Raw genomic sequence first — 14,869 nt, forward strand, 5'->3', positions numbered from 1 at the left:
TTACGTACTATTGAATTGAGTAACCAAATTGGATAGCGGAGTCTTTTGCTGTTTCGACCCAGACACTTTTGGTCTGTGTATATTCGAGTAAACCTTCGTAGCCACTCGATCGACCATAGCCACTCTCACCAAAACCACCAAATGGCGACATGACGTTGATTGATTTATAGCTATTTACCCAGAATGTCCCAGCATTTACTTGAGCGGCCATCCGATGCGCGCGGCCGACATCAGCCGTCCAAACAGCGCCCGCTAAACCAAAACGACTGTCGTTTGCTATCGCTACCGCTTCTTCTTCTTCATCGAATGAAATAACAGAAACCACAGGTCCAAAAATTTCTTCTTGCGCGATTCGCATATCATTTTTTACATTGGCCAAAACGGTTGGCTGATAAAAGTAACCGTTTTCACCGCCACAAATAGCACCCGCCTTTCCGCCTGCGGCAACAACCGCACCTTCAGCAATACCGTCCGATACTAACGAGTGTACGTGACTAAACTGTTTTTGATTATTGATCGGTCCCACCATCGTGCCTTCATGCCATGGCAAACCCACGGGCAACTTACTCGCGGCCGAGGCAACCCGATCCACGACTTCTTTATAGATATCACGATGGACCAATAATCGAGCACCCGATACACAGCTCTGTCCAGCAGCAGAAAACACCGCAGCTTGCGCGCCCACTACCGCACGATCCAGATCAGCATCTGGAAAAATAATATTGGCTGACTTACCACCCAGCTCCAATACGCAAGGGATGACACGTTGCGCAGATGCCGAAGCAATGAGCGCGCCAGTCTTCGGTGAGCCAACAAAAACCACTTTTTTAGTTGCTGGATGAGCAATGGCAGCAGATCCTGTGGTGTGTCCCAGCCCATTAATGACATTGACCAAACCACGCGGGATACCTGCTTGCTCAAGAATTTTAACGAGTGCTGTTGAGCTTAGTGGGGTTAATTCAGATGGCTTTAGTAAGACGGCATTGCCGGCGCAGATGGCTGGCGCGATTTGCCAGCCTCCAGTAAATACAGGTGCATTCCAAGGGGTGATTTGAGTGACGACACCATAAGGCTCATGGCGAGTGTAGTTCAAGTGGCTTGTTGGTACGGGGATAACTTGCCCCATAATTTTGTCACACCAGCCAGCATAGTATTCAAACATCTCTGCAACTTTTGCCACCTCAACCCGGCAATCACGAATAGGCTTGCCTGCAGAGATACACTCTAAGCGTGCCAAAGGTTCTGCGGCTTCGCGTATTTTTATGCCGCACTTCCACATTAACTGACCCCGTGCACTGGCAGTCATTGACCACCATACTTTTTGAGCTTTCATAGCGCCATCAGCGGCATCAGCAACAATACTTTTTCCCGCGTCACGATAGGTTAAGAATACTTGGCCAGTCGCTGGGTTAGTCAGATCGATGTTGTCTCCATTACCTGTAACTAATTCTCCATCAATCCAGCTGCCAAATTCAGAAGTACCTAATAGTTCATTAAGCAATATGTCAACTTGCTGCTCGCCATTTCCTTCTACGATAAAACTCATAACCTACTCTCCCAAGCCAGCATTTTTTACAATGCAGTTAAAATCATCCTGATCAGGTATGTTCTCTTCACTCTGCGACCAAATCTCGGCTACCTGCTGCGCCAAAGGCAACTCTAATCCCATCTCACCAATCATATTTTTTGCCAGACGTACGTCTTTACGCATCAGCTGCATCGTAAAACCGGAATCAAAACTTTGATTGAGAATCCAACGAGGGAAATTAACTTCACTAATTGCACTACGACCTGAGCCTGCATTCAAACCAGCAATAAGGTCTGCAGGATCGAGGCCTGCCTTGGTGCCCAAAGCTACTGCTTCGGCAGTAGTCACGAGATGTGCGGCACATAGTAGATTATTAATGAGCTTAGCGGCATGTCCATTGCCAGACTTGCCCATGTAGACCACTTTTGAGCTTAGCGCATCCAGATACAATTGGGCACGTTCAAGGGAGCTGCGTTCGCCGCCAACAACCATTACCATAGTACCGGCTTCAGCACCCGCCGGACCGCCACTGACAGGACAGTCCAATAACTGATGGCCTAACTGATCCAGCTCTATCGCGAGTACCCGAGTCACCTCTGGTTCTGAGGTAGAAGTATCAATGATCAGAGTATTAGGCTGAGCACAGTCAATAATGCCACCTTTACTTTTAACAACTGCTTGTACATGCTTTGCCATTGGCAAAGATAGAATGATGACGCTAGATTCAGCACATAGCGCTTTGATATCTGCAACAACAGTCACGCCCACTTCTTTGGCAGCTTGGCGCTGGGCCTCTCCTATGTCCGTGCCGAATACTTTAAAACCTTTGCGAAGCAAAGACTGAGCCATACCATTGCCCATACGGCCTAAACCGACAATACCTATATTTCCATTAGTCATGTCTATTCCTTTAGTCTTGTGTTTTCTGTCAGTCTTATTATGACTAATAAACCATTAAGAAGAATCACAACAAATAACCTTTTGTGTTCTAAAAAAGGCAACACTAGCGTAAGAAAATAGATAGGTTTCTCTTCACTTCATACTGTTATTTATAGAGATTGGCAAAATGTTGCTAAAATAGCTATAGCGAGTTTATAGCAGACATAGCGGACTGATGACTTAGTTTCGGGAACGTTGTCATTTCGGTCTTGGTGGGCGGATTTGTTGTGTGGATGAGAGTAAATGGATGAATACTGAGAACGAGTATAAGGCCTGAATAGTTACCAGCTCAGTCGCTCCAGTTAGCCAGTCAACTGGTAATGACAAACCTTGATTGATGTGGTGGTACGCCGAGATTCTAAAAAAGGCCACAGCGTACTTTGCCAAGCACAGTTAGTGAAGTATGCCTTTATCCAAGACAACCAACAGGTCTTTAGCATCACCACTATGTGCCGTGTACTAAAGGTTAAGCATTCAAGCTACTACGACTGGCTGAGTCGCGATATCAGCGAACAGCAGATACGCCATAATCATTGCGAGCTACTGGTGAAAGTGCTCACATTGAAACTCGTGAGCACTACGGCTGTGAGCGACTACACGCAAAGCTGATAGAGCAAGGGCACGATATTAGCTTATATATGGTCAGAAGTATTAAAGAAGAACATGGTATCAAATGCCGTCGTCATAAACGCTTCAAAGTCACCAACGACTCCAATCACAATAAGTTGGTCTATCCAAACGTTCTGGATCAGAAGTTTGGTGCTAGGCGTCCTAATGAGTCTTGGGTCAGCGATATTACTTATATCTGGACCGATGAAGGCTGGTTGTATTTGGCAGGAGTGAAAGACCTCTACACTAAAGAGCTGGTCGGCTATGCTATCAATAAGCGCATGACTGCTGACTTAGTTGGCAAAGCACTCAATATGGCAGTCAAAAACAAACGACCAAACCCAGGATTGATTGTTCATTCAGACAGAGGCAGTCAGTATTGTAATCATGCCTATCACAAGATCATCAAGCAGCATCAGTTCATAGGCTCAATGAGCGGTAAGGGAAATTGTTATGATAATGTGCCAATAGAGAGTTTCTGGGGCACATTAAAGAATGAGCTGATATATCATCACGACTATAAAACAAGGTTTACAGCCATAAACGAGATCATTAGCTATATTGAGCTGTACTACAACCAAACGAGGATTCAAAAGGGCCTGGGCTATAAGTCGCCAAGACAGGTGTGGTTTGACTTTTATCGTCAGGCTGCGTAACTAAAATCTCCCAAGTTTAACTGTACGGATTTGACAGCAGGGGTCATATTGAGCTATGCTTAAGAAACCGTGTACCTAAACTTGGTAAGCTAAACGTATTAGCAGGATTTTTTTAATATATCTTGTCTTAACGCAATAGACTTTAATCCATCATAAAACCTCTTCAAAGCTTATATTTTTACTACAAATCTAATTCATAGCGCGTAATACGTCCTGAAGCCTCAGACTTTTTTAGCACGCCTTTCTCTACTAAATCACTAATATCTCGTAGGGCTATGTCTATAGAAACTTGGTCACAATAGCCCATTTTTTAGTAGTCAGCTTGCCATAAAAATCAGTCCGTAAGATATCGTCATAATATGCATTTTGGTCGACCTACCTTGATATGGTAGAGGTCAGCAGTTCGAGTCTGCTTATGCCTACCAAATTCAGAAAGCTCCAATCTCACGATTAGGGCTTTTTTTGGCTGTAATATATGGGCTGTAGAGGAAAAGTCTTGCATACATCAACTCATAGTTATAACTATTTAATCAACTTCAAATCAATTGAAAAAGCGACGGTGTCCAAATGGTGACCAAAACGTGACCAACCCTTAAAAACCATTAAAATTAAAACCCTCTTTTTGACCTCTACTTCAAATTCTAAGCTAGAACCTATTTCTTAGTATTTTTCTCTTTATCCTCTTTTACATATTCCAAAATCTCTCCTACTTCTAAATATTCACAAAGCTTATCTATACGAAATCAATTCTAGATGATTGGTCGTTGTATATCTTGTGCAACGTCGCTTTACTGCCTCCTGTTGCTCGTACGGCATCCGCTACTTTTAGCCTTCTTTCAGCTAATAAATTTGGAAAATGGGAAGAGATTGAAAAAGATATGCGCACTGGTATCGCTAGTAGCATTAATGCAATAGCATTGCAATAAGGAGAAATAGGATAGCTATTATCAGAAGTAAATACGGCAAGCTCGTTGTCGATTTTTATCATATGGGTATACACCGTCAGGAGAAGACAAAACTGACAAGCACGCTAGCGAATCGCAAGAAGCTTGAGAAGGTGATTGAGAAAATGGAAGCAGAAATCACCCTAGGTCTGTTTCATTACGCTAAGTACTTTCCAAAAAGTGATAAAGCGGCAGAAATGGTAGCGTTGAACGATCGCAAATAATATTGCTAACTCTCTCATTTTGAGCTCTATATTTAATCAGGTACTGGTTTGGCACGTTTCTTAAATATTGATAGCTGCTTTGATAAGCATATGACAATTCAGGTAATGGTAACGCCTAAATATAGCCAAAGAGTTTTTTCTTTTCTGCAAAAAACTAAGCATAGGTCTAATATTCACTTTAATTGGCTAAAGTTTACACAAGTTACTTACGCTTACATTATTAGAAACAATTAACTATCTATTTCCTATCAAGTCTTCCGCTATGATATTTAACAAACAAATGTATTGGCGATAAATGTCAATGGTAACAACTAGATACTGATGTTTTTAGTTCTCGCCATTGTTTCTAAGTGAAGAGCATAATTTGAGGCGTACATAGGGATAGGTTATGGCGTTCGATAAGGGAGTTACTACTAAAGTAGGTTTGGAATATGTAATAGGTGGGGAGATTGTAAAAAGCTCCTCTGTAAATAATCATGTCGAAAAAGACCCCTTACAAACCCATACAACGGCTTTAAGTTTTCAATTGATGACACGTGCAGAGCCTCCGAAACTAGTCATTGCCACCATACAATCTCTCCTTGCGGTAAAAAAAGATTGTGATGAAATTATTATTATCGACAACAATAATACTGATCCATCTATGTATAAACCGTTGGAAGCGTTTTGTGCCAGTTTGGACCCCGAGTTAAAGGTCTATTTTTATCACATTGACGCGGTGGACGGATTTAAAGCGGGTGCTCTGAATTTAGCATTGGGACTTATGAGCCCAGATTGTACGCACATTGTCGTCGTTGACAGTGATTATCAAGCATTACCACATGCTAGAGTGTCAATAGCTGATGCTATCAAACAGTATCCTGCTCACACTCTACTTCAGTTTCCACAGTTTTACCGTAACGCTGGACAAATAGACATCCATAGCGAATTAAACCACTATTTCAATCATCACTTATACCGTCCTTTTAATCGCAAGCGTGCGCTATCAACAGGAACTTATGCGGTGATACGCCGCTCAGATCTTTTAAGTTTAGGAGGCTGGTCAGGTGCATCGATTACTGAAGATGCGCAGATGGGTGTTCTGATGCATCAACAAGGTTTGCGTAGTCAATTCATACCTAAAATCATTGCCATCGGTTTATTACCCAATACATTGAATGATTTAATGTGCCAGCGTCGACGTTGGATCTATGGAAATATGCAAGTAATAAACAATTACTTCTCGATAGATAAGCCTTCAATGTGCCGAAAATATCTAGAGAAAAGTCAAACGTCGACTTCTGTTATCCCTCTTAATCGATACGCTATCAATAGCATAAAAGTAAAAGATGTCGGCGAACATCTACTCTATGCGCGTGCACACTTTTCTCAGCTCAGCGCTTGGATAAACTTTACTGGTTTCTTTATTTTTCTACAACTATGTACGCTACTTATCATTACCAGTGCACTCTTTGTCCCTAAGATTCTCGATATTAATACCAGCTCAACTTTGCTCATGCCTTTATATCTAGTGTACGCAGGTTATACAGTCTTCTTACTAAGGCGTTTATGGGCATATATGCAGGATCAGGTGCCGCTGAATAAACAAGTGAATAAAAACTATCAACCAACTATGAAAATGCGTTTGAGAGCATGGTTAATGCATTTGAATTTTTGGGAGCTTGGGGCTCTATCGTGGTTACCCGTTATATGGGGTAGTGAAAAACCGTTTATATGTACCCCAAAGCAAAAGTATATTCATAATCAGCCCTCATTACAGTTGGCAAATATAGTGGCTTTACCTAAGCTGCTATTGGCAATAAATATCATCACAGCGCTTGTAGTAGCACCGTTCTCACCCCTTTATTCTCCGATATTATTTATTTGTGCGTTGACAGTTTGTCTGTTAAAAATCAGTGCGGCAAAAGTGGCATTTGATAACTTTGCTGCTACAGAGCCAAAACTTAACAGTATCAGGATTAAGTCCAAATCTGTGGTCAAGCATGCGCGAAAACAAATCAAACCCCTAGCGCCGCCTAAGATTTGAACGGTATTTGAAGACAAAAAATTATTAACTCTTAGCCTTAAAAAAAGGTCCATTTTTGAAGACAGGCGTTATACCAGTATCTTTAATAATTTACCTGTACAAAACCTGTCGTGCTTGCCAATTTAAAATAATCGCTATTTTTACTTTGAGGTTTATATGTCTTTCACTCATTCTGTTGGTTTTATAAGCTCTACTGATATTGATAATAAACGCCCTAGCGCAATAACCAATGAACCATTGCGCATAGCAATTATTGCACACTGCTTGTATCCTATTGCCCAGCCATATGCAGGTGGACTTGAGATGATTACGCAACTCATTTGTGATGAGCTCGTTGCTCAAGGTCATGAGGTACTGCTATATGCCCATAAAGACAGTCGAACACAAGCAACCTTAGTCCCAATGCTAACCCGAGCTGAGTTTGAGGCCACTGTCTATGAGAACGAACATGACACGGTAGGAATGAGCCGCGAGGAAATGTATCAATACTTGGTCTATCAACGTGTACTGCGTGACATTATTGAGCGTGATGCTCGCGGTGAAATTGATATCGTGCACAATCATAGTCTCCATCATATCCCGATGATGACAGGTCAAGCATTTGGTGCTCGATTTTTTACTACTTTTCATACCCCTATTTTCCCGCAGTTGCGTCTGGCACTGTTGACGTTACGTCATGGTACAAACACTCAGTTTACCGCCATCAGCAAACACCAGCAGCAGCTTTTTTCTGAGTTCGTCCCCTCACATGTCGTTTACAATGGGGTTGATGTTGAATCTTTTATTGCTAACACTCAGCCTACGGATAGTTTAATTAGAGAGAATGGCGAGTTTTATTTTTGGTACGGACGTATTTGTCCTGAAAAAGGCACGCACTTGGCCATGCAGTACTGTATTGAAGCTGGGAAAAGACTCATTATTGCTGGCCCTAAAAGTAATGAAGATTACTTTAATGAACAAGTAGCGCCTTTATTATCTCAAGACCGTAAAAATGGCGAACAAAAATTGTTTGATTATATTGGTCATGTGACTAAGGAAGAGGTAAATCACTATCTCGTTCAAGCAACTGCCATGCTATTTACCAGTACGTGGGATGAACCTTATGGATTGACACTGGCCGAAAGCTTGGCGTGTGGTACACCAGTGATTGGTTTTGATGTGGGGGCAAGCGCTGAAATCGTCACGCCTAATACAGGTATTATCGTTGCTAAGGAAGATAAAGAAGCCTTTATAAAGGCGTTTTCCGAGATTAAACACATATCACGTCAGGCTTGCCGCGAACGCGCTTTACAGTTTTGCTCAGTATCAGCGATGGTAGAAGGATATCTTGCACTATATAAAGCAGCAGTAAGAGACAGTCAGCTAAAAAAGGGCTTTTCCAATTCACGAAATGAGCCGCTGGCACAGAGTGCCTTTATCCATGATAAGTCAAATTCGTTAACGGGTTCAAATCCTAAATTAAACCATACGTCAAACGATTGCTGCATCACTATGAGCCTTGAGGAGCGTTGAGTATGCGTCTTGGCTATTACGCACATCATCACGGCTCAGGTCACTGCCGTCAAATTGATAAACTTGCGGCGCTATTACCGGCGGATGTAAGAAGACAATTAATAGTATTTACGAGCTTAAGCCGAGATGACTATGACTTCACCGCTGTTGATGAGACACAAATTGTAAGGCTGCAAGCAGAAGATGAGTGTGCAGATGATGTGCTAAAGGGTCGCGCAGGAGAACATTGGCAACCAGATAGCCTCCATTACTCGCCTGTTGGTAATAGCAATATTCAAAGACGTAGCCATCAAATACTAGATACGGTTTATCAGCATCATATTGATTTGATGATTATCGATGTGAGTGTTGAAGTGGCGATGCTATGCCGCGCTGCTAGTATTCCTTATCTTTATATCAGGCTTCCTGGTATTCGTGATGATACCCCGCATCTTAATGCCTTTGCTGGTGCTCTTGCTTTACTAGCGCCTTATCCTCGTCTACTGGAGGCTGCTATGACGCCTGAATGGGTAGGTAAAAAAACGCTATATCTTGATTTCATTAATGCGGTGCAACAAAAAGAGCTCACTTATAATGAATTTATAAAAATACTGGTGAAGTTAGATGCTTCAAATTCAAAAGACTGGAAAGAAGCTCCACATACGATCATTACGGTTATTAAAGGCTACGGTGGACATCAGGCCATTGACATGAAATTACCCGAGTTGCGCCAGCTATTACCCAACGCTTTTATCATATCACTTGGTCCTATAAACGATAATATGCGATGCCACGTTGATATTGCCGCACAAGTGAATGATGTCATACCATTTATACAACATAGTGACTATCTACTGATGGCCTGTGGTCTGAACGCAGTTGCGCAAGCCTATAATTATGCGACGCCGCTTATTGTTCTACCGGATGAGCGTCCGCATCAAGAGCAAGACGTGATGGCGCAAGCACTAATAGACCAAGAACGTGCATTGAGCTGGCAGCAATTTAAAACCCTGCTCTCTCATAAACAATCTCATATAGATCCGAATGGACTGCCTACAAATACGGCGCAACCCGTACAACCTAAATTAATTTCAAAGTCTAATAATGCAAATCGCAACAGAGACTGTTTAACTGCTGCCCAAGAATTTATGAATAGTACGACTGAATATCCAACGACTAAAGCTTGGTTCGAAAAGTGGTTACTTCCTCAACTTGAGTTAAATCCTGACTACTAATAACTTCAACACTAATGAACAAACTCTCAATAATATCCAACGCATCATGAAAAAAGTAAAATAATAAAAGAGGCGATAACGACTGATGAACATAAAACCCATGTCTACTGTTAAAGATGGTACTGACCATGTGCCAGTAACGGTTATCACCACCTGTTATGGGCGCAATCGCCATCTTTATAATCTACTCAGCAGCCTTATGAACGGTAGCGTCCAGCCTGACGAAGTCATCATCGTCAATGACGACGCTGACCCAAAGCGGTTGGCTGAATTTTCTTTAAACATCATAAAACTGCCTACTATCACTGAAGAAGCGCCCGATATATCAAATAAAAAAGGTTTTGATATTGGGCGCAATCGTAATGTGGGTGCAGCGCGAGCCACTCATGACACGCTTATATTTTTAGATGTTGATTGTATAGTAGCGCCGACGTTTATTGAGCAATTAAGCATTAAGTTGCAACGATATCCTGACTCCTTACTCATGGGTCAACCGCGCTATCTCACGCGTCCTTTGTCAGATGAAGAAGGCTTAGAGTTACAAAGTGGCATGCTAACTGCCTGCTTTTTAAATGAACTGTCTATCTACAACCCTTATCGTTATAATTTCGATGAGGCTGGCTGCATTGCCACCTCAATAAAGCAGACGGTTATTAAGCAGACCGATGATTACGGTGCGTTTTGGAGTTTATGCTTTGCGATTAAACACCAACAGTTTGAGCATATAGGTGGGTTTGATACTCAATACATCGGTTATGGAGCCGAAGATACTGACTTTGCTTTTACTGCGCGAAAATTAGATATCGACTTTTATCTTACAGCTGACATTGTTTACCACCAGCAGCATAGCGTCTATCGGCCACCTCTTAATCATCTAGATAGCATCATCATCAATGCCAATCGTTTTTATGAGAAATGGCAGCATTGGCCAATGGAGGGGTGGCTTAAGCAATTTTCAGATATAGGACTTATCCGTTGGACAGCGGTACAGTCGACGCCGATAATTGCGTTACGGAAACCTAGCCCACATGAGATAGAGCAAGCACACTGCCCTAATGCACCTTATGTTTGAATTTTTAGTTAAGGCTTAATACTGACGAACTGTCTCTACTTCTTGCGGCGACGCACTCATTTCGCGGCGTTCAAGATCCCAAGTATGCTCGTATCAAAAATGGGCAGTCTTGCCATTATCATTAATAGTCGTAGTGGCAGACCTAATGCTTGCACCAACTGTAGTTGTTCTCAAGCGGCTAAGGACGCTATTAGAAGACCAGTACTAATGATACATTTAATTGTATCTTCTTCGTCTCAACGTCCTTAGGCAAATTGAAGTAAAGTGCCAATTAGCTCAGTAGTTGGTCGAGCATACTTTGATACTTATCTTTTTTATCGGTAATCTTACTACGTTCCTCTGCGGCATTGGGCACTGGCTCTTTAGAGTCTTCTACGTTCTTATCAAAAGTCTTTAGCTCAGCTTCTGTAGCGTACAGCAGCCTATTAAGCATCATAGCAACTGCCTTTTCAGAAACGTCATGCGTCATACTAAAGGCTTCAGAGGTGAAATCATCTTTAAGCTTAGATGCCCATTGATAGATATTAGCTATTGTTGCACTGTGTTTGTCATCTTGATCAGATTTACTAGATGTCTCTTTGTCATTAGAATCAGATTTACTATCTTTATCAGAGATAAAATCATCCTTAAGTTTAGATGCCCATTGGTAGATATTGGCTATCGTCATACTGTATTTATCATCTTTATTAGATTCATCTTCTTTGTCAGATTCATCTTCTTTATCAGATTCATCTTCTTTATCAGATTCATCTTCTTTGTTAGATTTATCATCTTTATCAGATTCATCTTCTTTGTTAGATTCGTCTTCTTTGTTAGATTCGTCTTCTTTATCAGACTCAGCCTTTTTTTCATCATTGTAATCTTCGAAGTCACCGTCTTCATACATTACTGTATCACCTCTCAAGACCTCAACACCCGTTAACCCATCATTTGAAGGAGCTTCTGTTGTATTCTCAAGAGATTCCAAAGCACTCTTGATGTTATCGTTATTAGTAGGATCATTTGACATGATTTATATTCCTTATTATTGAAGTATATTTACACTTAATAATAAGTCAGTACAATCTTGTACTGCGTATCTTAATGTAGATTGTTTTGTTCTAAAATGTTTATAAATGCTGTAAAACCTTCATTTGCTCGAGCTTTCAAACGGTTACTTGTCATCACGCGGACACGATTGCGCCAAGTGATGGCATAGCTTTAAGCTTCAAATTTTTCGACCAGATTTACATCTTCATGACAAGGTATATGGTCAAAGCCGCCCACAGCAATATAAGCTTCACTGCTAGAACGTAAATCTGCCCCATGAACATGATGAGGTCCCATCTTATCTTAGTAATGAGCGATATAATCCTCTCGCGTTTACGGTATCAAGTATGCCTAGCTATCAATGTTCATCACCCCAATCTCACAATTGGGGCTTTTTTTGTCCGCAAAATATAGACTGTAGTGGAAATAGTTATTTTCAGCGTCAATGAGCATGCACCATATAAGAACGTAAGAGGATTAATTTGGTGCACTTCTTCGTACTCTCTAAATAACGTAATTCCCTACAAAAAACAAAGCCTGTTCAGATGGTACATTTAGGAGGCGAGTTTATGGTTATTTTGTCACTTATTTTTTTATTTTATTTTATTTTTGCTGTTGGCATAAAGGTTGCTTTTTCTAAACCATAACCTCCAGAGTAAGGATATTAAGTGATGAATCAATCCAATGACTACCCTTTAAGTGCTGTACCAATTGACAAGAGAAAAGGCTTGTGGTCCATGATGTCGGTGTTATTGGGCTTTACATTTTTTACCTCTACAATGTGGGCAGGTGGTACGCTTGGCAAATCATTTTCATTTTATGAGCTAATTTCTATTATATTCATAGGCAATTTACTGCTTGGATCTTATGCAGCAGGCTTAGGCTACATTGCCTGTAAAACTGGCTTAAATACCGTGTTATTAGGTCGATATTGTTTCGGGTTAAATGGCAGCAAGCTATCTGACGTTGTATTAGGATTTACACAAATTGGTTGGTATGCGTGGGGTACTGCAACGATCGCTATCGTCATTGTAAAATTATTGGAATTGCCAGATACATGGCTAACCCCATTAATGATAGTTTTTGGTTTCGGTTTTTGTATCAGTGCATATATCGGTTATAAAGCATTAGAAATCCTTTCAAAAATTTCCGTTCCTGCAATGCTATTCTTTATTGGCTTATGTTTTTACAAAGGTATTCTTGATATAGGTGGTATTTCGGAATTTATAGCTATCGAACCCACCGAAAGTATGCCAGTCGCAGCTGCAATTACTTTAGTGTTTGGCACTTTTGTAAGTGGAGGTACGCAAGCAACAAATTGGAGCCGTTTTGCTAAATCAGGAAAAGTAGCGGTCATAAGCACTTTAGCGGCATTTTTTATCGGAAATGGCTTAATAGTATTCATTGGTGCTTTTGGCACTTCTATATACCAACAGGCAGATATCGTTGATGTACTTGTTTCTCAAGGTTTTATGCTTGTCGCTATTCTAATGCTTTTCAGTAATATTTGGACTACCCAAGACAATACTATTTACAACTTTGCAGCTGCAGGATGTAACTTGTTAAGAACAGATAAAAGGCGTTTAGTTACACTATTTGGTGCCGCATTGGGAACTGCGTTAGCCGTCATGGGAATGTACAATATGCTGATCCCATTTCTAATATTATTAGGCACTTTTATCCCACCAATTGGTGCGATCATCATGACAGATTTTTGGGTGAAATATAAAGGCAACATGCCAGATTTGAGCAGTATTGAATTGCCACAGTACAATATGACGGGATTATCTGCTTATATTATTGGTTCGGGTTGCGCTTACGCTTCACCTTGGATTGCACCACTCGTTGGCATTGTTACTTCTGCTATTGCTTACACCATATTATTAAATCTCTCTACCGTAAAAAATCAACGAAAGCAGAGTATTTAATCAATGATATCTATTGGATCGTTAAATCAAATAAATGGACTAGAAGAGCTGCAGTTTCGCGCAGGGCTACAAGGTAGCAAAAATGCTATACGTTGGCCTTATATTGCAGAAAACACAGAAATTGAACCCTGGACACAAGGTGGAGAGCTAATCTTTGTGACTGGACTAAATTGGAATTGGACTGTACAAGACTTTATTATTCTAATTAAAAAAGCCCAAAAGCAATGTACCAGTGGGCTAGTCATTTTAACGCAGTCACCATATCTAGATACCATTCCTAATGAAGTTTTGGATTTTGCAAATAAACTAAACTTTCCTCTTTTTGAACAACCTTACTCGATCCCAATGGTCAACGTTACCGAAATACTATCTAATGCGATCATTATGGATGGTCTCAATAATAAATCGAGTCGTTGGTTTCTACAGAACCTTGCAGATAATCCCCATGTATCTGAAATAGACCTCATTAAAGCCACAGAAATAGGATTCGATCCAGCTCAACGATTATCTGTCGCCTTTATTAAATCAAATCGTATTGCAGATGAAGAGTTAATTAAAGGGGACCATATAATTAGTCAGTTTATGCTAAATGAGGGGATCCAACTTCCTATTGCAGAGCTGCATCAAGGTTGGCTTGCTATTACGCCGACATCATCGGAATACTGTAGTGATAGTATGAAGCTATGGCATAAATTACATCAACAGTTACTTGCATGTGGTTTTGATTGCACTATTGGTATCAGCGATGCAAAAGAATTAAAAGTAATTCATAAAGCAGTTTCACAGGCAAGACAAAGTGCTGGACTTCACAGAGAGAATAACAAAAACAAAGTTATACATTACAACTCATTAGGTATTGCTCAACTTTTTACTCATATCGATAACAATGAAATTGATTCTTTTTGTCGTCAGCATTTAGGTGATATTTTCAACAAACATGATACTCAGAGTTTGATTCTGAAAACTACTTTAAATTGCTATTTTGATAATTTATGTTCAATGCGACAAACAGCATTGGCAATGAATATACATAGAAATACTTTATCCAATCGACTAAAAAAAATTGAATCTCTGACCGGTTTTAATTTAAGTAATGCTCAGCAGCGATTGAGCTTACAAATAGCGCTCATTGCAGATCGTTTCATCAGTTAAATTTTTATAAAATATGACTATTAATTAGGAAAAACC

At 40.6% G+C, this 14,869-nt stretch carries 10 protein-coding genes and 2 pseudogenes; 8 read left to right on the top strand and 4 right to left on the bottom strand.

The features are described 5' to 3' along the window. Window positions 1–7: 7 nt before the first annotated feature. Both I6E61_RS06530 and I6E61_RS14355 read right to left on the bottom strand, forming a co-directional pair. The gene (locus I6E61_RS06530; RefSeq protein ID WP_197131777.1) at window positions 8–1,546 is read right to left on the bottom strand and encodes an aldehyde dehydrogenase family protein; all 1,539 of its coding nucleotides are present in this window, start codon (window positions 1,544–1,546) and stop codon (window positions 8–10) included. 3 nt (window positions 1,547–1,549) lie between these two features. Further along, the gene (locus I6E61_RS14355) at window positions 1,550–2,476 is read right to left on the bottom strand and encodes an NAD(P)-dependent oxidoreductase (RefSeq protein ID WP_320158575.1); all 927 of its coding nucleotides are present in this window, start codon (window positions 2,474–2,476) and stop codon (window positions 1,550–1,552) included. A gap of 351 nt (window positions 2,477–2,827) precedes the next feature. On the opposite strand from I6E61_RS14355, the pseudogene I6E61_RS06540 reads away from it, so the two are divergent. Beyond that, a pseudogene (locus tag I6E61_RS06540) lies at window positions 2,828–3,732 on the top strand (IS3 family transposase); the annotation flags it as partial. 653 nt (window positions 3,733–4,385) lie between these two features. Here I6E61_RS06540 and I6E61_RS06545 read toward each other — a convergent pair. Next, window positions 4,386–4,636: pseudogene (locus I6E61_RS06545) on the bottom strand (helix-turn-helix domain-containing protein). Between the two features lie 84 nt (window positions 4,637–4,720). Between I6E61_RS06545 and I6E61_RS06550 the strand changes: the two are divergent. From I6E61_RS06550 to I6E61_RS06570, 5 genes are all read left to right on the top strand, one after another. After that, complete coding sequence (locus I6E61_RS06550; RefSeq protein ID WP_227685710.1) at window positions 4,721–4,900, top strand: DUF3596 domain-containing protein; 180 nt, start codon at window positions 4,721–4,723, stop codon at window positions 4,898–4,900. Window positions 4,901–5,288: 388 nt separating this feature from the next. After that, entirely contained in the window at window positions 5,289–6,926 is a 1,638-nt protein-coding gene (locus tag I6E61_RS06555; RefSeq protein WP_197131797.1) for a glycosyltransferase family 2 protein, read from the top strand. A 156-nt stretch (window positions 6,927–7,082) separates the two neighbouring features. Continuing rightward, a complete protein-coding gene (locus I6E61_RS06560; RefSeq protein ID WP_197131800.1) occupies window positions 7,083–8,438 on the top strand; it encodes a glycosyltransferase in 1,356 nt (451 codons plus the stop codon). Window positions 8,439–8,440: 2 nt separating this feature from the next. Continuing rightward, complete coding sequence (locus I6E61_RS06565) at window positions 8,441–9,652, top strand: hypothetical protein (protein WP_197131803.1); 1,212 nt, start codon at window positions 8,441–8,443, stop codon at window positions 9,650–9,652. 100 nt (window positions 9,653–9,752) lie between these two features. Continuing rightward, the gene (locus I6E61_RS06570) at window positions 9,753–10,724 is read left to right on the top strand and encodes a glycosyltransferase family 2 protein (RefSeq protein WP_197131806.1); all 972 of its coding nucleotides are present in this window, start codon (window positions 9,753–9,755) and stop codon (window positions 10,722–10,724) included. A gap of 271 nt (window positions 10,725–10,995) precedes the next feature. On the opposite strand, the gene I6E61_RS06575 is transcribed toward I6E61_RS06570, so the two are convergent. Then, complete coding sequence (locus tag I6E61_RS06575) at window positions 10,996–11,733, bottom strand: hypothetical protein (RefSeq protein ID WP_197131809.1); 738 nt, start codon at window positions 11,731–11,733, stop codon at window positions 10,996–10,998. Window positions 11,734–12,424: 691 nt separating this feature from the next. On the opposite strand from I6E61_RS06575, the gene codB reads away from it, so the two are divergent. Both codB and I6E61_RS06590 read left to right on the top strand, forming a co-directional pair. Further along, window positions 12,425–13,681 carry a cytosine permease gene (gene codB / locus I6E61_RS06585; RefSeq protein WP_197131812.1) on the top strand — a complete coding sequence of 419 codons (1,257 nt, stop codon included), beginning with the start codon at window positions 12,425–12,427 and terminating at the stop codon, window positions 13,679–13,681. A gap of 3 nt (window positions 13,682–13,684) precedes the next feature. Continuing rightward, on the top strand, window positions 13,685–14,833 hold the full coding sequence (locus I6E61_RS06590; RefSeq protein ID WP_197131815.1) for a PucR family transcriptional regulator: 1,149 nt from the start codon (window positions 13,685–13,687) through the stop codon (window positions 14,831–14,833). The last annotated feature ends 36 nt before the right edge of the window (window positions 14,834–14,869 follow it).

Origin of the sequence: Psychrobacter sp. NZS113 (assembly GCF_015864825.1) — a bacterium.
GTDB lineage: Bacteria > Pseudomonadota > Gammaproteobacteria > Pseudomonadales > Moraxellaceae > Psychrobacter.

What these genes read in the sequence shown, in the direction of transcription:
- I6E61_RS06530 (WP_197131777.1), bottom strand. Translation starts at nt 1,546, where the DNA reads ATGAGTTTTATCGTAGAAGGAAATGGCGAGCAGCAAGTTGACATATTG.
- I6E61_RS06590 (WP_197131815.1), top strand. Translation starts at nt 13,685, where the DNA reads ATGATATCTATTGGATCGTTAAATCAAATAAATGGACTAGAAGAGCTG.
- I6E61_RS06560 (WP_197131800.1), top strand. Translation starts at nt 7,083, where the DNA reads ATGTCTTTCACTCATTCTGTTGGTTTTATAAGCTCTACTGATATTGAT.
- I6E61_RS06565 (WP_197131803.1), top strand. Translation starts at nt 8,441, where the DNA reads ATGCGTCTTGGCTATTACGCACATCATCACGGCTCAGGTCACTGCCGT.
- I6E61_RS06575 (WP_197131809.1), bottom strand. Translation starts at nt 11,733, where the DNA reads ATGTCAAATGATCCTACTAATAACGATAACATCAAGAGTGCTTTGGAA.
- codB (WP_197131812.1), top strand. Translation starts at nt 12,425, where the DNA reads ATGAATCAATCCAATGACTACCCTTTAAGTGCTGTACCAATTGACAAG.
- I6E61_RS06550 (WP_227685710.1), top strand. Translation starts at nt 4,721, where the DNA reads ATGGGTATACACCGTCAGGAGAAGACAAAACTGACAAGCACGCTAGCG.
- I6E61_RS06570 (WP_197131806.1), top strand. Translation starts at nt 9,753, where the DNA reads ATGTCTACTGTTAAAGATGGTACTGACCATGTGCCAGTAACGGTTATC.
- I6E61_RS06555 (WP_197131797.1), top strand. Translation starts at nt 5,289, where the DNA reads ATGGCGTTCGATAAGGGAGTTACTACTAAAGTAGGTTTGGAATATGTA.